Origin of the sequence: Macrococcus brunensis (assembly GCF_022343725.1) — a bacterium.
In the GTDB taxonomy this organism is placed as follows: domain Bacteria; phylum Bacillota; class Bacilli; order Staphylococcales; family Staphylococcaceae; genus Macrococcus; species Macrococcus brunensis.
This window is the reverse complement of the sequence record NZ_CP092179.1, coordinates 1-20074: the sequence shown is the minus strand read 5'-3', so window position 1 is coordinate 20074 and position 20074 is coordinate 1. Positions and strand designations below refer to the sequence as shown.

Below are 20074 nucleotides of genomic sequence, written 5' to 3'. Positions count from 1 at the left end.
CTACTTCATATACAAGTTAGAAAGGTATTAAAAAACGTACATTTTTGAATCAAAATTCAAAAATGTACGTATTAATTAATTTTCAAAACCTTCATATTCATAGCTGATATCCGCAAATTTGTTGTACTGCTTCATGAAATTCAGCTTGACCGTGCCTGTCGGACCGTTACGTTGTTTAGCAATGATGATTTCAATCTCACCATTCTCATCCTGAGCGCCGGCATCAACGTTCTCTTCACCTTCTTCGCCATTTCCCCGGTTATAGTAATCATCCCGGTAGAGGAAGGCAACGATATCAGCATCCTGCTCAATCGAACCAGATTCACGAATATCACTCATCATCGGGCGCTTGTCCTGACGCTGTTCGACTCCACGAGACAGCTGACTGAGGGCGATAACCGGACATTCCAGTTCACGGGCAAGTGACTTCAGCATTCGAGAAATCTCTGAGACTTCCTGCTGACGATTGTCAGAACTTCTGGAGCCCGAGCCTTGAATGAGCTGAAGATAGTCAATCAGTATCATATCCAGACCATGCTCCTGCTTCAGACGTCGGCTTTTAGCACGAATATCTGTAATACGAATACCTGGCGTGTCATCAATGAATATTTTAGTACGGGACAGTTTACCGATAGCAACCGTGAAACGATTCCAGTCTTCATTTTCCATCGTTCCCGTCCGCAGTCGGTTGGAATCGACATTGCCTGTACTGCAGATCATACGTGTTGCCAGCTGGTCCGCACCCATCTCCAGTGAGAAGATGGCAACAGAATAGTTATTGTCATGTGTCGCGACCTGCTGCGCGATGTTCAGCGCAAAAGCAGTCTTACCGACAGATGGACGTGCAGCGATAATGATCAGGTCATTACGGTTAAAGCCTGCAGTCATTTTATCCAGATCGCGATAACCCGTCGGAATACCCGGCGTCTGTCCCTGGTTACGGTCCAGATCCTCTGCATTCTCGAAGACGACCTGCAGTATATCCCGGATATTCTGGAAGCCATCTGTGCCGCGGTCACTGGAAATATTCATAATCCGCTTCTCTGCGTCACTGAGAAGTGATTCCAGTTCAAGTTCATGGTTGTAGCCATCTTTTGCGATGGAATCCGCGACATTAATCAACTGGCGTTTGACTGCATCATTAAAGACGATGTCTGTATAGAAATCAATATTGCGCGTCGTCGGTACAATCTCAGACAGTTCAGAAAGGTAGATCGGTCCACCGGCTTCTTCCAGTGTCCCTTCCTTTGTCATCTGATCCGTGAGTGTGATGATATCAAGTTGTGCGTTCTTTTCAGACAGAGAAAGCATAGCCTGGAAGATATGCTGATGACTTCTGCGATAAAAATGCTGAGGTAAAAGTTTTTCGAGCGTGGGAATCAAAAGCTCAGGATCCAGCAGAATCGCACCTAAAACAGATTGCTCTGCTTCTAAATGATGGGGCATCTGCATGGAATTAAAATCTTCCATCTGTGCGCCTCCTTCTTACATCTCAGTAACGTGAACTTTCAACGTGCCTGACACCTGGTTATGAAGTTTAACGGGCACATTTGTATAACCTAAGCTTCTGATGCCGTCCGGCAGCTCCATTTTACGTTTATCAATCTTGATGCCGTGCTGTTCTTTCAGTGCTTCGACGATCTGTTTTGTGCTGACAGAACCGAAAAGACGTCCACCGTCACCAGATTTCGCTTTCACTTCAACTTCCAGTGCTTCTAATTTCTCTTTTAAGTTCTGTGCATCGATTAAATGCTGTTCTTTATCTTTTTCAATACGCTGATTCTGAGCATCCAGCTGTTTAAGATTACCTGGTGTCGCCTCAACTGCGTATTTATTTTTCAGTAAGAAGTTGTTCGCATAACCGACTGGTACTTCTTTCACTTCACCTTTTTTACCTTTACCTTTAACGTCCTGTATGAAAATAACTTTCATTATTCTTCACTCCTTTTGAATTGTTCTTCTATCGCATCCTCTAAATCAAGGATAGCTGTTTCTACTGTTACGCCGCTAAGCTGTGTCGCTGCGTTTGAGAGATGACCACCGCCACCTAACGCCTCCATCACCAGCTGAACGTTGATTTCACCGAGTGAGCGGGCTGAAATACCGACGATATCGTCAGCACGTCTTGCCACAACAAACGAGGCTTCTACGCCGTTGATGCTGAGCAGTTCATCTGCTGCCTGAGCAATCGTCACCGGATCAAAGATGGTCGTCTCGTCACCATTAGCAATCGCAATACCGTCACGGCCCAGCTGTACCGTCTTAATCAGTTCACTACGCTGCAAGTACGTCTCCATATTATCCTTCAGGAAATGCTGACAGAGGATGGTATCTGCACCATGACTTCTTAAATAGCTTGCTGCATCGAAAGTCCGTGAACCTGTCCGTAATGTAAAGTTCCGTGTATCAACAATAATGCCGGCTAGCATGACTGTTGATTCCAGACGTGTCAGCTTATGCTCTTCCGGCTGATATTCAAGCAGTTCTGTCACCAGTTCTGCAGTTGAACTTGCATAAGGCTCCATATAGACGAGAAGAGGGCTTGAAATGAAATCTTCACCGCGGCGATGATGGTCAATGACAACCTTACGAGATGCCTTATTCAAGATATTCTCATCGATGACCATATCCGGTTTATGCGTATCCACGACGACTAAAGTCGTGCGATTCGTCATCAGTGACCAAGCTTCATCAGACGTGATGAATACTTCCTTAAGTTCCGGCTTCTCTTCAATCTCAAGCATGACACGACTGAGTGTCTCGTCGATATCATAAGCATTCAATACGATATAGGCATTCAAGTCATTCATACGGGCGAAGCGTGCCACCCCTATAGCTGCCCCGATGGCATCCATATCCGGACGCTTATGCCCCATGATGATGACGTTATCCCCTTCAATCAGGATGTCTCGCAGTGCGTGTGAGATAACCCGTGCACGGACACGCGTTCGTTTTTCCATCGGGTTGGTCTTCCCACCGAAGAAACGAACACCACCGGATGTATTTTTGATGGCGACCTGGTCACCTCCGCGACCGAGCGCGAGATCAAGACTTGACTGAGCGAGTTCACCGAGTGTGATCAGGTTATCTGTACCTTCACCTATCCCGATACTCAGCGTAAGATGTGTCTTTTTGTCACGACTCTTCTCACGAATACGGTCCAGCAGATTGAATTTCGTTGTCTCAAGGTCAGCTAGAATACGGTTGTTCAGGAAAATAACAAACTGGTCAGAAGAGAAACGTTTAACGTAAATATGATTTTCCGCGGCCCATTCATTGACGGCATTGGTCATCATACTATTCATTTCTGTCCGATTCGCGTCGTTCATATTCTGAGTGATTTCATCATAGTTATCGAGAAAAACCATCCCGATGACCGGCTGAGATTCCTCGTAGACTTCAAATGTCTCAACGCGTTCTGTCTCATCCAGAAAGTAAAGCATATGCATATCTTCTGCATAGCGAACTTTAAATTTCGTGTCTTTATACTGTGTATGTACTTCATTGACCCCTTGAATCTTTAATTGATTAAGCAGGTTAGGAAAAATCTCATTGATGGCATCTGCCAGAATAGGGCGGTCAATCTTCTCACGGATGAACTGATTGTACCATTCCACTTTATCTGACTGATTCAGGAGAATCATGCCGACCGGAATCTGATTAATCGCAACGACATTCCCTTTACTGACTTTTACGGCTATGTTTTCAAAGTATGATTCACTTCGTGCCAGATTCTTTTTCAAGATGACACCTGTAATGACTATGATGATCACAGCGATACAGCCCGCAAGAAGTGCCATAACAGGATGCACAGTAAACAGCAGTGCGATTAAAATGAAGACGAGAATAGCCATTACAACAAAAGGTGTAATGAGGGTCTGCCTCATATATTTACGGTCCATTTAACTGCCTCCTATTAAGGTTTGATTTTAGTTTTCATTCTGAAGATCAAGTCCAGCACACCAAAGAGCTGAGTGACGGGTGCCATCAGAAATGCCATGATGAAAAGCAGTACACCGAAAACGGTTGGAATACGTTTTACTTTCAGGAAGAAACTCAGTAATGATAAACCTTGGATGAACATAATCCATTCTAACACATACTTTAAGTTGAGGACTATACCGAGCAGAACGACGCCTTCCGGCGCCACGAACCAGCTGATGATGCTGACGATGAAGTAAAGGTATAGTGCCATCTTAGGCATATTCCAGAAATAGAGCGGTCTAAAGTTAGGGGTCGCAATTTTGAAACTGCGTAAAATCGGTAATGTAATGACGAGTGTCAGCAGAATCAATAAGAACAGATTAAAAACAATCAGTCCCGGCACCTGTATTTGCATTGCGTCCAGCGCAGTATTGAAAAGTGCTACATTCTCTTTCGTTACGTTGCCTGCTTCAATCTCACTTTTCACTAATGTGAAGTACGTGTTTTTTAAGTCGCTGAACCACGTTTTAGTTGTCGGTGCCAGGTCAGCAAGCTGCAGGAAAATAACTGAAATGAGTGTATACATACTGAGCAGCGTTGTCATGATGAAGAGCATCGCTTCTCTGGAAGCCCGCTGTGTCAGTAAGTAACCCAGAACATAGCTCATGACAAGGATGGCAAGGACGATCTGAAAAGCAACGATGGATGTGAAGATCATCGAAATGAGTGTGACGATGCCCGCCATGACATAAAATGAAGGTTTGCTCTTCATATAGAGATAGACACCCGGAATCAGTGAAAAAGGTGCTAGTAAGATAATAACGCCAGGCGCTGTATGTATCAGTAAAGTCATCAGCAGAAGAATCAGCGTGATGATGCCTGTCTTCAGAAAATCAATTTTCAAATTTAAAAACTCTCTTTCTCACATAAATTTCATTCCTTACTATTTTACAACTATTGGCGCGATTGCTCAATGTATCCACACAACGACAAAAAAGCCATGCATCTGCATGGCTTAAACCTATTTCTATTCTTCGATTGCGAATTCTAAACCAACTTCGAACGCTACATCTTTACTTACCATTACGCCGCCTGTTTCAAGCGCCTGGTTCCAAGTAATGCCATAATCTTCACGGTTGATTTTACCTGTTACGATGATACCTGTAACTTGTCCACCAGACATCGGGTTTTTAGAAACACCATTATGTTCAATATCGAATGTTTCTTCGCGCGTTTCACCTTTGATTGTTAAATCACCTGTTACTTTAGAGTCAGTGATTGATTTAGAAACGAAAGTGATTTCCGGGTATTGTTCAGCGTCGAAGAAATCAGCTGATTTTAAGTGACCATCACGATCAGCATTGCGAGTATCGATAGAGTCTACTTTTACAGAACCTTTGAACTGTAATGAAGAAACATCGCTCACATCTCCTGATAATTCTCCGTCGAATTCTTTGAACTCACCTTTAACTTTAGAAACCATTAAATGTTTGATTGAAAAAGCAACTGAGCTGTGTACTGGATCTAATTTGAAGTTTGTCATTTGAATAACCTCTTTCGTTTTTTATTTATTTGATATATTTAATATATCAGATATATTTTTTATATTCAAGTAAAAAGGCGGATTTTCTTTTACTTTTTTATATACCCATTTAAAAATGTATTAATACACCAAAAATCCCTCTACTCGTTGTAGAGGGATTGATGTTATTTGATGACTGTCTGACCACCCATGTAAGGAACAAGGGCTTCCGGCACTGTAATCGTACCATCTTCATTCTGATAGTTTTCGACAACAGCAGCAAATGTACGGCCGACTGCCAGTCCTGAACCATTCAGTGTATGAACGTATTCTGTTTTACCATCTTTTTCACGTTTGAAGCGGATGTTAGAACGACGTGCCTGGAAGTCAGTCATGTTAGAGCATGAGCTGATCTCTTTATAGGCATCATAACTTGGCAACCAGACTTCAATATCATAAGTCTTCGCAGCGCCAAAACCGATATCTCCAGAACATAAAGCGATGGTACGATAAGGAATATTCAGTAACTGAAGGACTTTTTCACCGTTCGCTGTCATTTCTTCCAGCGCTGCATAAGAGTTATCAGGTAACTCAAAACGGACCATCTCTACTTTGTTGAACTGGTGCATACGGATTAATCCACGTGTATCACGGCCAGCAGAACCTGCTTCAGAACGGAAACATGCTGTCAGAGCAGTAAATTTCACCGGAAACTGATTAACGTCCATGATTTCATTGCGATAGTAGTTTGTCAGAGGGACTTCAGATGTCGGAATCGCATAAAGACCTTCTTTTTCAATCTTGAATAAGTCTTCTTCAAACTTCGGCAGCTGTCCTGTACCATACATAGAATCTGCATTGACAAGTTGTGGAGTTACCATCTCCTGGTAACCGTGTTCTTTTGTGTGCAGGTCAAGCATGAAGTTATAAAGCGCACGCTCTAAACGCGCTCCGTCACGTGTCAGGAAGGCAAAACGTGCGCCAGAAACTTTTGCAGCACGGTCGAAATCTGCCATTTTTAAATCTTCCACGATATCCCAGTGTGCTTTCGCTTCAAAGTCAAACTCACGTGGTGTTCCCCATTTGCGGACTTCAACGTTCTCGTCTTCATCTTTACCAAACGGTGTTTCGTTACTTACTAAGTTCGGGATGCTTGACAGCTCAAGCTTGATGTCTGCATTCAGCTGATTGAGTTCCACATCAATTTTCTTGATATCGTCACCTACGACGCGCATTGCTTCAATAGCATCGTCTGCATTTTCTTTGTTACGTTTTTTAAGGGCAATTTCTTCACTTGCTTTGTTACGTTTTGCTTTCAGTTCTTCAGTCTGTTGTGTCAGTTCACGGGCTTTCTTATCAAGTTCAACGATTTTCTCAACAAGGGAAGTATCAATACCACGCATTTCAAGTTTCTTTTTCACGAAATCAGGTTCAGTTCTAAACATTTTGATATCTAACATTGTATTGCCTCCTTTTTATTTTTGGGGACAAAAAAATACCACATCCCTTGAAAGGGACGTGGTATTACGCGTTGCCACCCTAATTAACAGCCGAAGCTGTTCACTCCATTAACATAACGGTTAGACCGATTGTCTGCTTAATCGGATAGATTTCGTTTCTGTTCTTTGTCAGTTCACACCCACCACTGACTCTCTTTGAAAGAAGAAGAAAGTACTTATTCCGAGACAATTTATTATTAAGTTGTCTATATATTATCAGACAAACTTTAAGAATGCAAACTATTCTGTTAAAATGATGATATTAAATTTAAGGGAGCCTTATATGCAAACAATTGACAGCATTACTATTCCAAAACGCGAAGATCAGTCTCATAAAGGCGATTACGGCCGTATCCTGTTGATCGGCGGCAATCAGAACATGGGCGGTTCTATCATGCTGTCGTCACGCGCATGCGTCTATAGCGGAGGCGGTCTGACAACTGTCTGTACGCACCAGTCCAATCATACGGCACTTCATTCCCGCTGTCCGGAAGCAATGGTCAGCGATTTAAGTGACATTAAGCGACTGACTAAACTCGTGACCGAGGCAGATTGTATTCTCGTCGGTCCGGGACTTGGCCTTGATATTAAAGGTAATAACACACTGACTTTTATCCTGCAGCATATTCAGCCGCATCAGACGATCATTATCGACGGGGATGCGATCACTATCTTCAGTAAATTGCGTCTATCACTGCCGGACTGCGAAGTGATATTTACACCGCACCAGATGGAGTGGGAAAGACTGAGCGGCATTCAGATCGATGACCAGACGCCTGAGAAAAACCGTCAGGTGGCCGATGAACTGGGCGCGCACGTCATCCTAAAAAAACATCATACCGAACTTTATCTGAAGACAGGGGACTATAAAATTGATAAAGGTAATCCTGCAATGGCGACAGGCGGCATGGGTGACACACTCGCCGGTATGATAGCAGGTTTTATCGGTCAGTTCGATACAGAAGAAGCGATTAAATACGCGGTCTACATCCACAGCAAGATTGGGGATCAGTTATCACAGACCATGTACGTCACACCTCCGTCCATGATTATCAATGAAATTCCGTTCATGATGAAAAAACTGGAATCAAAATAAGGATGATGCCTCGGCATCATCCTTATTTATTTCTCAGGAAATACTAGTTGTTTTCCTGATTGCGGATTGAGTCTAGTGTATCCACATCTTCACTGTCTTCAAAGATATCTGTTTCTTCTTCTTCAGTCTGCTCTTCTGTTTCTTCGACTAGATGTCCATTTTCTCGTTCAATTTCTGCATCCATTTTTTCCTGGGATAATTCTGTCAGGTTTTCTTCCTGTGGTGCCACGACTTCTTCTTCCTCTTTTTCTACTTTTGCAACAGTCGCAACAAACTGATCATCTGACAGACGGATCAGTTTCACGCCTTGTGTGCTACGTCCTGTACGGGAAATAGAATTCACATCTAAGCGGATGATGACCCCTTTATCTGTAACAATCATTAAATCTTCATCGCCTGTTACTGTCGCGAAATAGACAAGAGAACCATTTCGTTCTGTGAGTGTCGCCGTTTTAATACCCATACCGCCACGGTTAGAGACACGATAATCCGTTACCGTTGTCCGTTTACCATAACCTTTATCAGTTACAACGAGAATCTCTTCTTCACTATCCGGTCTGACGACATCGAGGCCTATCACTTCATCGCCTGCGCGAAGCGTAATCCCTTTAACCCCGGCAGCTGTTCGGCCAAGCGGGCGCAGTGATTCTTCTTCAAAGCGAACGAGTGAGGCATTTTTCGTACCGATGATCAGCTGGTTGCCGCCTTCAGATAAACGGACACCGACTAATTCATCGTCTTCACGGAAATTGATGGCGATCTTACCGTTTTTATTGATACGTGCAAAGTTCGACAGACTTGATCGTTTGACGAGACCTTTTTTTGTCGCAAAGATGATGAAGGCATCTTCACGGTTCAGATTCTTTACAGCAATCATCTGGCTGATACTTTCGTCTTTTTCAAGTTCCAGTGCATTGACGATTGGAATCCCTTTAGACTGTCTTGATAGCTCTGGAATCTCGTAACCTTTCAGCTTATAGACGCGTCCTTTATTCGTGAAGAAGAGGACGTTGTCATGCGTAGAAGTTGTGACGATCTGGCTGACAAAGTCATCCTCAATCGTATTCATTCCTTGTACGCCGCGGCCGCCGCGGTTCTGCGCACGATAAGTAGATGCAGACAGACGCTTGATATAGTTATTATGGCTAAGTGTGATCACGACATGGTCTTCCGGAATCAAGTCTTCATCTTCCAGCACATCGTAACCACCGACTGTAATCTCAGTACGACGGCCATCGCCGAATTTCTCTTTGATTTCAGTCAGTTCCTCGCGGATAATCTCTAAAATACGTTCTTCATCTGCAAGAATTTCTTTCAGTTCTGCAATGTATTTCATCAGTTCCTGGTATTCTGCTTCAATCTTGTCGCGTTCAAGTCCTGTCAATCTGCGAAGACGCATATCAAGAATAGCCTGTGCCTGACGTTCCGACAGGCTGAACTGTGACTGCAGCTCACTGATAGCGACGTGATCATTCTCTGAAGCACGGATCAGTTCAATAATACGGTCGATATTATCGAGCGCAATACGAAGACCTTCAAGAAGATGCGCACGGTCTTCTGCTTTTTTCAGGTTATAGACTGTACGACGACGAATAACGACTTTCTGATGTTCCAGATAATGATAAAGCATCTGTTTCAGATTCAAGACTTCAGGCTTCTGGTTGACGATAGCAAGCATATTCATACCAAACGTCGTCTGCAGAGGCGTCAGTTTGTACAGATTGTTCAAAATGACATTTGCATTCGCATCACGACGGACATCGATCACGATTCTGACGCCTTCTTTCAAACTCGTCTCGTCACGTAAGTCAGTAATGCCGTCGATTTTCTTATCACGTGCAAGCTCCGCAATCTTCTCGACGAGCTTCGCCTTATTGACCTGATACGGAATCTCTGTCACGACGATTGTCTCTTTGCCGTTACTACGTGTTTCAATCAATGTCTTCGCACGCATAATAACTGAGCCACGTCCTGTTTCATATGCACGACGAATACCACTACGTCCTAAAATAAGACCGGCAGTCGGAAAATCCGGGCCGTGGATGTAATCCATCAGTTCCGGAATGGTAATATCCGGATTATGACTGAGGGCAAGAACGCCATCGATGACTTCCGTCATATTATGCGGCGGAATATTTGTCGCCATACCGACCGCAATCCCTGACGTACCATTGACCAGCAGGTTAGGGAATCGGGCAGGTAAGACAACGGGTTCACGTTCATTACCGTCATAGTTATCTGTAAAATCAATCGTATCTTTGTTGATATCACGCATCATTTCCATCGCAAGCTTCGTCATACGTGCTTCTGTATAACGCATGGCAGCAGCACCGTCGCCGTCCATAGAACCGAAGTTCCCTTGTCCGTCGACTAATGGATAACGATAGCTGAAGTCCTGCGCCATACGGACCATCGCTTCGTAAATAGAAGAGTCACCGTGCGGGTGATATTTACCCATGACGTCCCCGACGATACGTGCTGACTTCTTGTAAGGTTTGTCTGATGTCATGCCCTGGTCATTCATGCCGTACAGAATACGACGATGCACGGGTTTCATGCCATCACGAACATCAGGTAATGCACGTGCCACGATAACGCTCATCGCGTAATCAAGGAATGATTCGCGCATTTCCCTACTGATATTTCTTTCCTGTACTCTTTCGTTGTTTTCAGCCATTTCGGCGCCTCCTATACGTCTAATGTCGCGTATTGAGCATTTTCCTCAATAAACTGGCGGCGATACTCCACTACATCACCCATCAGCATTTCAAATGTCTGATCCGCTTCAATAGCATCTGTTAAAGTCACCTGTAACATGCTTCTGTTCTCTGGATTCATTGTTGTCTCCCATAACTGGTCGGCATTCATCTCACCTAAACCTTTGTAGCGGGCAAGCTGTAATTTAGGTGTCGCCGGCAGCTCACTGCGGAGTCTGTCGAGTTCACGGTCATTGTAGACATAATATGTCTTTTTCCCTTGTTCTACTTTGTAGAGCGGTGGCTGTGCGATATAAATATAGCCTGCATCAATCAACGGCCGCATGAACCGGTAGAAGAAAGTCAACAGCAGCGTTCTGATATGTGCGCCATCCACATCGGCATCAGTCATGATGACGATTTTGTGATAACGGGCTTTCGCGATATCAAACTCTCCGCCGATGCCTGTCCCCATTGCTGTGATCATAGAACGGACCTCATTATTGCCCAGTATTTTATCGAGACGTGCTTTTTCTACGTTCAGAATTTTACCTCGAAGCGGCAGAATGGCCTGCGTCTTAGAATTACGACCTGATTTCGCTGAACCGCCGGCAGAGTCTCCCTCTACGATGAAGAGTTCGCTTTCTTCCGGTGATTTACTTGAGCAGTCAGCCAGTTTACCTGGCAGACTTGCGACATCAAGCGCCGTTTTACGACGCGTCACTTCACGGGCTTTCTTAGCTGCAAGACGCGCACGGGAAGCCATGATACCTTTGTCTACAATAATGCGGGCTACTTGAGGGTTTTCGTATAAGAAACGTTCAAAATGTTCCGCAAACAGTGAATCCGTAAGCTGACGCACTTCAGAGTTACCGAGTTTCGTCTTGGTCTGACCTTCGAACTGCGGATCCTCATGCTTGATAGAGACAACGGCCACTAAGCCTTCACGCACATCTTCACCTGTCAGTTTTTCATCGCTGTCTTTAATCAGTTTGTTTTTTGAGCCGTAGTTGTTGATGATACGTGTTAAAGCACGTCTGAAGCCTTCTTCATGTGTACCACCTTCATAAGTATGAATATTGTTGGCGTAAGACAGAAGGTTCGTCGCGTAACCTGTGTTGTACTGTAGGGCGATTTCGACTTCTACCACGTCACGTGATGCATGAATATAAATCGGTTCAGGATATAAAACTTCTTTATTTTCATTCAGCATTTCAACATATGAGCGAATACCGCCTTCATAGAAGTATTCATCGCTTCTGCCTTCTTCGTTGCGTTCATCATTGATTTCTATTTTAATGCCTTTATTCAAAAAGGCGAGTTCACGAATACGCTGCTGCAATGTTTCGTAATCATATTCTGTTGTTTCCGTAAAGATTTCAGGATCTGCCTTAAAACGGATGACTGTCCCTGTTTTATCTGTCTCATCGACGACTTTCAGGTCAAATGCAGGTATCCCTTTATGATAGGCCTGGTGATGTACTTTACCGTCCTGATGAACGTATACTTCAAGCGTGCTTGATAATGCGTTAACGACTGATGAACCTACACCGTGCAGCCCGCCTGAAACTTTGTAACCGCCGCCGCCAAACTTACCGCCGGCATGAAGGACTGTTAAGATGACTTCCACTGCAGGGCGGCCCATTTTTTTATGCATATCGACTGGAATACCACGTCCATTATCCTGGACACGAACCCAGTTGTCTTTTTCTATCGTCACTACGATGTGATCTGCGTAGCCGGCGAGCGCTTCATCGATACTGTTATCGACAATCTCCCAGACAAGATGGTGTAATCCTCTTGCTGAAGTCGAACCAATATACATCCCCGGTCTTTTACGTACCGCTTCCAGTCCTTCAAGGACCTGTATCTGATCTGCGCCGTACTGATCTAAATTCTGTTCCACACACGTCACCTACTCTTTATTAGTTATACTGCCTTGGTCGACAAAGAATAGCTTTGCCTCCTGTATTGTTTCATGTTCAATACCGTCCACTGAAGTCGTCGTCACAAATGTCTGTACTTTATGCTGTATCGTCGACAGCAGGTGTGTTTGTCTGCTGTCATCCAGTTCACTGAGTACGTCATCCAATAATAAAATCGGATATTCTCCGACTTCTTCGTTAATTAATTCAATTTCTGCAAGCTTCATGGATAGAGCCGTTGTCCGTTGCTGGCCCTGAGAGCCGTATGTCTGAACATCAATATCATTGATGGTGAAGGACAGGTCATCACGATGGGGGCCGTACAGACTCGTCATGCGGTCGATTTCCCGGTCCATCACAGCTGAAAGTTGGTTATACGTTTCCTCTACCATATCCTCTGTTATCTTCAGACTCGCATCATAATGAATCTTGAGATTTTCTTTATCTTTCGTAATACCGCGATGAATTTCATTCGCTTTTTCTTCCAGCTGAGCAATGAACTGCTGTCTTCTTAGCGTCAGCTTAGCCGCATACTCCGCAAACTGCTGATTAAGCACTTCCAGCATTGTCCGGTCGCCGCCTGCTGACTTCAGCTGCTTAAGATAATGGTTCTTCTGTTTAAGAATCCGCTGATAATTGGAGAGATCGTTTAAATAGACAGCAGAGATCTGGCCAATTTCGATATCGATGAAGCGTCGTCTGACCTGTGGACTGCCTTTTACAAGACTGAGGTCCTCCGGCGCGAATAAGACGACATTCATATGACCGACGTACTGAGTCAGCTTGCTTTGTTCAAGATGATTGGCTTTCGCTTTCTTTCCTTTCGCAGAAATCTGAAGAGAAAGCGGCATGGTTCCGTAACGATATTCAAGCTCGCCTTCAATGAGAGCAAAGTCCGCCTGCCACTGAATCAGCTCTTTATCCTGCGTCGCACGATGACTTTTAGCCAGAGCGAGACAATAGATAGCTTCCAGCAGATTAGTCTTACCTTGCGCATTTGAGCCAATCAGGACATTCACTTCGTCATGGAAATCGAGCGACACCTTGTCATAATTACGAAAATGGGTCAGGTCGAGGTGTTTTAATTTCATCCTTCAGCAGAATAAGAAATCTTAAACTTGCCCTCACCTTCAATATCCACGATGTCGTTCTGTGCAAGTTTCTTTCCTCGTCTTGTTTCAAGCGTGCCGTTCAGGTAGACCGTGTTTTCCTGTAAAAACCATTTTGCCTGTCCGCCTGTCCCGATTATGCCCTCTGATTTCAGCAGCTGACCGAGCGTTACTATACTGTCAAATTCGACTTGTTTCACCATGTCACGGTTCCTCCTATCCATTTAAGTCATCATATAATTATACCTTTTTTTTGCTAAAATTGCATGTCTTAAAGACAAAAAAGAAGCGATGGATATTCCATCGCTTCGAGTTATTTTTGTACAGGTCGTTTAACGAGCAGCATACAGATCGTAATGAGAAGAAATGCTGTTCCAGCCAGGAATGGAATCGTGATGAAACCACCCCAGTTGATGTACTGCGTACTGCATGGCACTCCGCCGACACAAGGTTTAACGGATGCAAAGCCTGGCACTTTCTGTTCCATGTAGTGATAGACCGAGAAGCAAAGACCTATGATTGAAAACATCATGATTAAATACTTCATGTGGTAATCTTCACGTAATGCTGCAAAGCCCAGCACCAGCACGAGTGGATACATCAGTATCCGCTGATACCAGCACATCTCACACGGCACAAAATGTCTGATTTCAGAGAAGAACAGACTGCCGAGCATCGCGACAATGGACACAATCCATGCTGCAAAGAAGAACAGGTTGTTCCTCTGCATTATTTTTTCGCCTCATCAATCGCTTTTTTCATCGTTTCCAGTTCAAGTGGGTTGCTGACCATTTTACCGTTGACGAAAATCGTAGGGGTCTGTACAACACCATGCTTTTTATAGAGGTCGATATCATGCTTCACCGCTGCATCTTCTTTAGACTGCGCAACTTTAGCAGTATCTTTAATCCCCGCTTTGTCCGCCTGTTCTTTAATAACAGCATCTGTTAACCAGCTTTCACCTTCTGTATGAGAAGTCGGCTGTGCCTCAAATAAACCATTATGGAAATCCCAGAATTGATCCGGATGGTTCTTCCAGACATATTCAGCAGCACGTGCGCCTTTCAGAGAATCAGCGCCGTGGAAAGGTGTATTGACGAAATACATCTTCGCATCGCCTTTATCAATATAATCTTTAATGATTTCTGGCTGAATTTCTGTATCAAAGAATCGGCAGGCCGGGCATAAGTAATCACCGAACTCAACAATTGTTACAGGGGCTTTCTCGTCACCCATCATCGGTTGACCTTTGACATCTATATCAACCGCTTTCGCAGATGAATCAGTTGTATCTGAATCGTTACCCTGATTGAAAATAATCATCGCTGCAATCGCGCCGATGGCAATAACTGCTAAAATCATTGCAAATATCATATTTCCTTTATTCTTCATGACATACTCCTCAAAATTGATGTAAGTTACAGTATAAATTTTATACTAAAGAGCATGCTTTAGAAAGTGCGTAATCGTTAAGATTTTGTGACAAAGTTATTTCATGGTCAGCGCCTGTCTGAAGTTGTTAACCAGCCCTTTTCCATAGCTGAATACACTGCCTTTATAAATACGGGCGGCCAGCAATAGGGACAGGACGATAGTAATGATAGAGATGATAATCCCTGCAATAATCTCAAAGTCGCCTGTCTGGCTGGATAACGTCCTCAGCAGCATGACGATAGGGGTAAAGAACGGGATATAGCTTGTCACTTTGACGAGCATATTGTCAGGTGTCGTCAGATTGAAGATTGCGATATAGAATGCCGCCAGATTGATAAATGTCACCGGCATCACCGCCTGCGCAATATCTTCGACGCGATTGGTCAATGCGCCGATGATCGCAGAGACACTGACATTCATCAGAAGGCCGAGCAGCAGGAAGATAACCGCATAGATAATAACGCGGACTGTCCCCGGGCCGAAGCTCAGGTCAAATGATTGAAGTACGTCTTTCAGATCAAAAGCATAGAGACAGACTAAAATCGTTAACGCCACGGCAAGAATCTGCGTCAATGCAACCGCGATGATCGCGACTATTTTAGCCATCATGTGATTGACCGGTGACACGCTCGTCACAATCATTTCGATGACACGCGAGGATTTTTCCATCGCAATCTCAGTGGCAATCTGATTGGCATAATTAAGTGAAATCATGAAAATCAGGAACAGACCGATATAGACTACCGCTGTATTGATGAATTTCTCACTATCATCCACTTCATTCTTCTGCTGGCCGAGCAACGTCTCATTGATGTCTGCCGGTGCTGTCAGGGCAGTCACTTCAGCAGGTGTCAAATCCAGAGTCTGAGCAACTCTGCTCGACTGCAGACTCGTAAGCACCGGTTCTACGGCTGCTCTATCGCCGCCGTCCTTTGAGTAGAGGGTAGCTTTCAGTTTGCCGTCAGACTCTTTAATGTCAATCAGCTGTTTGAAACGATCATCTTCTACACCTTTTTTACCTTCTGTCAGTGTTACTTTCTCAATTTTTCGGTCTTTATCGGCCTGCTTATAGGCGGCGATAAAGGCATTCTGCAGATCTTTATCTGCTGCCACAGCTGTCACTTCATCCTCGCTGTGATCAAAGAAATCAATCACTTTGTCTATATTGCTCAGTGCGATGACAATGAGCATCAGGATAAGCGTCGTAATGATAAATGATTTACTGGTTACTTTTTTCAGATAGGTCATTGAAAAAGTTGTCATAAATTTAGTCATGCTGGTGTCCCACCTTTGCGAGGAATATATCGTTAAGAGACGGTTCTGCTACTTCAAAGCGAGAGACGTAACCCAGACGACTGACCGCTTCAAATACCACAGGTGCGACCTGAATATCATTGATGGTCAAATTGACACCGTGACGGCTCGCTTTATAGCCGATGACACCCGGAATCGCTTCAAGAGAAGTAAAGTCGTGTGCCCCTCTGATGATGATTTCTTTACGACCGAAATCCTGCTTCACCTGCTGGATATTACCTTCCACCACCGTTTTTCCTCTATCCAGAATACAGACTCTGTCACACATTTCCTCGACGTGCTCCATGCGATGAGAACTGAATATGATGGTGGCACCTTTATCATTGATTTCTTTGACGGCTGATTTCAGTAGCTCCACATTGACTGGATCAAGTCCACTGAATGGTTCATCTAAAATCAGCAGATCAGGCTGATGGATAATCGCTCCGATGAGCTGAATCTTCTGCTGGTTTCCTTTAGATAACGCTTCAATTTTTTTCTCCTTATTTTCTGTTACTTCAAAACGTTCGAGCCAGTAATCAATCTCGCGTTTTATATCCGCCTTTTTCATGCCCTTTAAACTCGCAAGATAAGTCAGCTGCTCAGATACTTTAAGCTTAGGAGTCAGCCCTCGTTCTTCAGGCAGATAACCGATATGGTCGGTTACCGCATATGTAATCGGCTGACCTTTGTAAGTAATATCGCCGGCATCACGCTCAAGTAAGCCGAGAATCATTCTGAATGTCGTAGTCTTTCCTGCACCGTTGCCGCCTAAAAAGCCAAGCATCTCGCCAGATGGCACTTCAAAAGATAACTGATCGACAGCTGTAAATTTTCCAAATTGTTTCGTCACGTTTTGGACATTTAACATAAAAACCCACCCCTTCCATTTTATATTAACAAAAAAAGACCTATGCCGGATAGCATAGGTTCAATATTAATAAGTTCTGATTGGCAGAATAAGCTGGATAACATTGTCATCATCTTGTGGTTTCAGGATAAAAGGACGCATCGTACCAAAAAATTCAACGTTTACGTCGCTGTTATCGATCGCTTTCAGCGCATCCATCATATATTTCGAGTTAAAAGAAATTTTAAGTTCCTGTCCTTCAAATTTTGAAGTCTTCACTTCTTCTTTTACCGTTCCGATTTCAGGAGAAGTAGAAGACAGTTCAACATGTTCGCTTGCTGTTGATAATTTGATGACATTGTTACCGCCCTCGCGTGCTAACAGTGACGCACGGTCTATGGCATGGAAGAACTCATGATTATCAATAGTAAGTGAAGTCTCATAGCTTTCAGGGAACAGGCGGCTCGTATCCGGGTAATTGCCTTCTAATAGACGGGAAATGAAATGTACGTGTCCGACTTTGAAGAGCACCTGGTTAGAAGCAAAGAAGACATCTACTGATTCATCTTCGTCACTGATGATCTTGTTGAGCTCGTTTAATGCCTTACCTGGAATGATAACGTTGATATTTTCAATCGTATTATTTTCGAGCGGCAGACGACGGAGCGCCAGTCGATGTGAATCTGTTGCAGTACAGCTGAGAACATTATCCTGAATCACCCAGTTAACACCTGTCAGTACAGGTCGTGTTTCTGAGGTGGACACTGCGAAATTGGTTTGTCGAATCATGTTTTTAAGAACTTTAACCGGTAAAGTAATGACGCTGTCTTCAGAAACTTGCGGTAATAATGGATATTGATCTGGATTTAACCCTGAAACATTGAATTCTGACTGACCAGAAGTAATTTTTGCCTGGAATTGTGCATTCGTATCAATCGTCACATCAGCAGCAGGCAACTTCTTGATGATATCTACAAAGAAGCGGCCTGGCAATACGATAGATCCTTTATCCTGAATCATTACAATCTGTTCATGATTCAGTTCAGCTGGAATCGTGATTTCAATAGAAACTTCTGAATCTGAACCTGTCAGTACAAGTCCGTTATCAGTCGCATCAATTTTAATACCTGTCAGGATGGGTAACGTTGTTCGAGGCGAAATGGCTTTTAATGTGTCATTTAATTGATTGATGAAATAATCTCTTTGGATTGTGAATTTCATATCGTTACTCCTTATCGTCGTTATATATATATTTTATATCTTTTAAAATCGTAATAATAGTAATAGGGGGTGTGAATAGGTGGATAAGTGCGATTTTTCCTACAGCCTATAGATATCCACATGTGAATAAAGTGTGCATAAGGCTGCTCACGTTATTCACTGTTATCCACAGGTTAGCCGAGAATCTCCTGTTCCAGGTTTTTGATTTCTTTCGCTAATTTTTCATCATTTTCAATCTGCGTTTTGATTTTTTCATGAGCATGAATGACCGTTGTATGGTCACGTCCCCCGAACTCCTCACCGATTTTAGGGAGAGAATAATCCGTCAATTCACGGGCAAGATACATGGCTATCTGACGGGGAAAGGCGATGGACTTTGTTCGTTTTTTAGCAGTGAAATCTTCGAGTCTGACATTGTAATAAGCACCGACAATCGTCTGGATGTCCTGAATACTTATTTTCTTAGGTTTGCTGGTCGCGATGATGTCTTTAAGTGCTTCCGCTACAAGATCAGGTGTCAGTTCGCGTTTAACCAGCTTGGAATAAGCACTGACACGTGTAAGCGCCCCTTCAAGTTCTCTGATATTGGAATGAATCTGGCTCGCGATATAAAGCATTGCTTCATTAGGGATTTCGATGTTTTCTTCTTCTGATTTTTTGCGTAAAATCGCGATACGCGTCTCGAGGTCAGGTGGTGTCACGTCTGTGATTAAGCCCCATTCAAATCGGGAGCGTAGACGATCTTCTAATGTCGGTATCTCTTTAGGTGCCCGGTCGCTTGATATAACGATCTGTTTATGATTCTGATGCAGCTCGTTGAAAGTATGGAAGAACTCTTCCTGTGTTGATTCTTTACCAGCGAGGAACTGAATATCGTCAATAAGGAGAACATCGACATTACGATATTTAGAACGGAATTCTTCTGTTTTATTGTCCTTGATTGAGTTGATGAATTCATTGGTGAACTTTTCACTCGAAGTATAAACGACCTGCGCATTATCCTTATGTTCCATGACATAATGACCGATAGCATGCATAAGATGGGTCTTTCCTAATCCGACGCCACCATAGATGAATAACGGATTATAGGCTTTTGCAGGTGCTTCAGCTACAGCGAGTGAGGCAGCATGACTGAAACGGTTACCACTGCCGATAACAAAAGTATCGAATGTATTATCGACGTTCAGCTGATTAGGAAGTACTTCACTTTCTGTTTGTTTAACGGGTTCAGGTTCAGGATCTGTCAGTTCCTCTGTGTCACCATTAGAGATGATTTTGACAGCTATTGTTTCACCGATAGTCTCCTGAATAGTCTCCTGTATGACTGGCACATAGTTTTTGATGAGCCAGTCTGCATTAAAGGCAGTGGGCGCTTCAATAATGATGTGATGATTATTGAGCGTCTTTAGTTTTGTATTGACGAACCATGTCTGATAACTAGGAGCAGACAGCTTTTTTTCGAGATTTTGCAGGACTGACGACCATATTGAATCAATACCACTCAT

General features: G+C 43.6%; 17 protein-coding genes and 1 other annotated feature. Of the genes, 1 reads left to right on the top strand and 16 read right to left on the bottom strand.

Annotated elements, in window-relative coordinates:
- Positions 1–75: 75 nt before the first annotated feature.
- The 6 genes from dnaB to serS all read right to left on the bottom strand — a co-directional run bounded on the left by dnaB (position 76) and on the right by serS (position 6906).
- The gene (gene dnaB, locus MGG13_RS00085; protein WP_133432525.1) at positions 76–1470 is read right to left on the bottom strand and encodes a replicative DNA helicase; all 1395 of its coding nucleotides are present in this window, start codon (positions 1468–1470) and stop codon (positions 76–78) included.
- Between the two features lie 15 nt (positions 1471–1485).
- Positions 1486–1932: a 50S ribosomal protein L9 gene (gene rplI, locus MGG13_RS00080; RefSeq protein WP_133432524.1), complete on the bottom strand. Its 447-nt coding sequence runs from the start codon at positions 1930–1932 to the stop codon at positions 1486–1488.
- On the bottom strand, positions 1932–3902 hold the full coding sequence (locus MGG13_RS00075) for a DHH family phosphoesterase (protein ID WP_133432523.1): 1971 nt from the start codon (positions 3900–3902) through the stop codon (positions 1932–1934). Before MGG13_RS00075 ends, rplI begins: the two co-directional genes overlap by 1 nt.
- A gap of 14 nt (positions 3903–3916) precedes the next feature.
- Positions 3917–4828, bottom strand: a complete 912-nt coding sequence (locus tag MGG13_RS00070) for a DUF2232 domain-containing protein (RefSeq protein ID WP_239034923.1) — start codon at positions 4826–4828, stop codon at positions 3917–3919.
- Positions 4829–4951: 123 nt separating this feature from the next.
- Complete coding sequence (locus MGG13_RS00065; protein WP_133432521.1) at positions 4952–5467, bottom strand: YceI family protein; 516 nt, start codon at positions 5465–5467, stop codon at positions 4952–4954.
- Between the two features lie 164 nt (positions 5468–5631).
- Positions 5632–6906 (bottom strand): serine--tRNA ligase, encoded by a 1275-nt coding sequence (gene serS, locus MGG13_RS00060; protein ID WP_239034922.1) that lies wholly within the window; start codon positions 6904–6906, stop codon positions 5632–5634.
- A gap of 49 nt (positions 6907–6955) precedes the next feature.
- Positions 6956–7142 (bottom strand) — a binding site (T-box leader).
- An 86-nt stretch (positions 7143–7228) separates the two neighbouring features.
- Here serS and MGG13_RS00055 point away from each other — a divergent pair.
- Complete coding sequence (locus tag MGG13_RS00055) at positions 7229–8041, top strand: NAD(P)H-hydrate dehydratase (protein ID WP_133432519.1); 813 nt, start codon at positions 7229–7231, stop codon at positions 8039–8041.
- Between the two features lie 43 nt (positions 8042–8084).
- Here MGG13_RS00055 and gyrA read toward each other — a convergent pair whose 3' ends face one another.
- The 10 genes from gyrA to dnaA form a co-directional block, all read right to left on the bottom strand.
- Entirely contained in the window at positions 8085–10718 is a 2634-nt protein-coding gene (gyrA, locus tag MGG13_RS00050) for a DNA gyrase subunit A (RefSeq protein ID WP_239034921.1), read from the bottom strand.
- Between the two features lie 11 nt (positions 10719–10729).
- Complete coding sequence (gene gyrB / locus MGG13_RS00045; RefSeq protein ID WP_239034920.1) at positions 10730–12643, bottom strand: DNA topoisomerase (ATP-hydrolyzing) subunit B; 1914 nt, start codon at positions 12641–12643, stop codon at positions 10730–10732.
- A gap of 9 nt (positions 12644–12652) precedes the next feature.
- Positions 12653–13753 carry a DNA replication/repair protein RecF gene (recF, locus tag MGG13_RS00040; protein ID WP_133432516.1) on the bottom strand — a complete coding sequence of 367 codons (1101 nt, stop codon included), beginning with the start codon at positions 13751–13753 and terminating at the stop codon, positions 12653–12655.
- The gene (gene yaaA / locus MGG13_RS00035) at positions 13750–13974 is read right to left on the bottom strand and encodes a S4 domain-containing protein YaaA (RefSeq protein ID WP_133432515.1); all 225 of its coding nucleotides are present in this window, start codon (positions 13972–13974) and stop codon (positions 13750–13752) included. Before yaaA ends, recF begins: the two co-directional genes overlap by 4 nt.
- Positions 13975–14084: 110 nt before the next feature.
- Entirely contained in the window at positions 14085–14501 is a 417-nt protein-coding gene (locus MGG13_RS00030) for a disulfide oxidoreductase (protein ID WP_133432514.1), read from the bottom strand.
- Positions 14501–15163 (bottom strand): DsbA family protein, encoded by a 663-nt coding sequence (locus tag MGG13_RS00025; RefSeq protein ID WP_239034919.1) that lies wholly within the window; start codon positions 15161–15163, stop codon positions 14501–14503. The genes MGG13_RS00030 and MGG13_RS00025 overlap by 1 nt, the downstream gene beginning before the upstream one ends.
- Before the next feature lie 96 nt (positions 15164–15259).
- Positions 15260–16480: an ABC transporter permease gene (locus MGG13_RS00020; RefSeq protein ID WP_133432512.1), complete on the bottom strand. Its 1221-nt coding sequence runs from the start codon at positions 16478–16480 to the stop codon at positions 15260–15262.
- A complete protein-coding gene (locus MGG13_RS00015; protein ID WP_239034918.1) occupies positions 16473–17369 on the bottom strand; it encodes an ABC transporter ATP-binding protein in 897 nt (298 codons plus the stop codon). The genes MGG13_RS00020 and MGG13_RS00015 overlap by 8 nt, the downstream gene beginning before the upstream one ends.
- A 66-nt stretch (positions 17370–17435) precedes the next feature.
- Complete coding sequence (dnaN, locus tag MGG13_RS00010; protein WP_133432510.1) at positions 17436–18569, bottom strand: DNA polymerase III subunit beta; 1134 nt, start codon at positions 18567–18569, stop codon at positions 17436–17438.
- A gap of 173 nt (positions 18570–18742) precedes the next feature.
- Positions 18743–20074, bottom strand: a complete 1332-nt coding sequence (gene dnaA / locus MGG13_RS00005; RefSeq protein ID WP_133432509.1) for a chromosomal replication initiator protein DnaA — start codon at positions 20072–20074, stop codon at positions 18743–18745.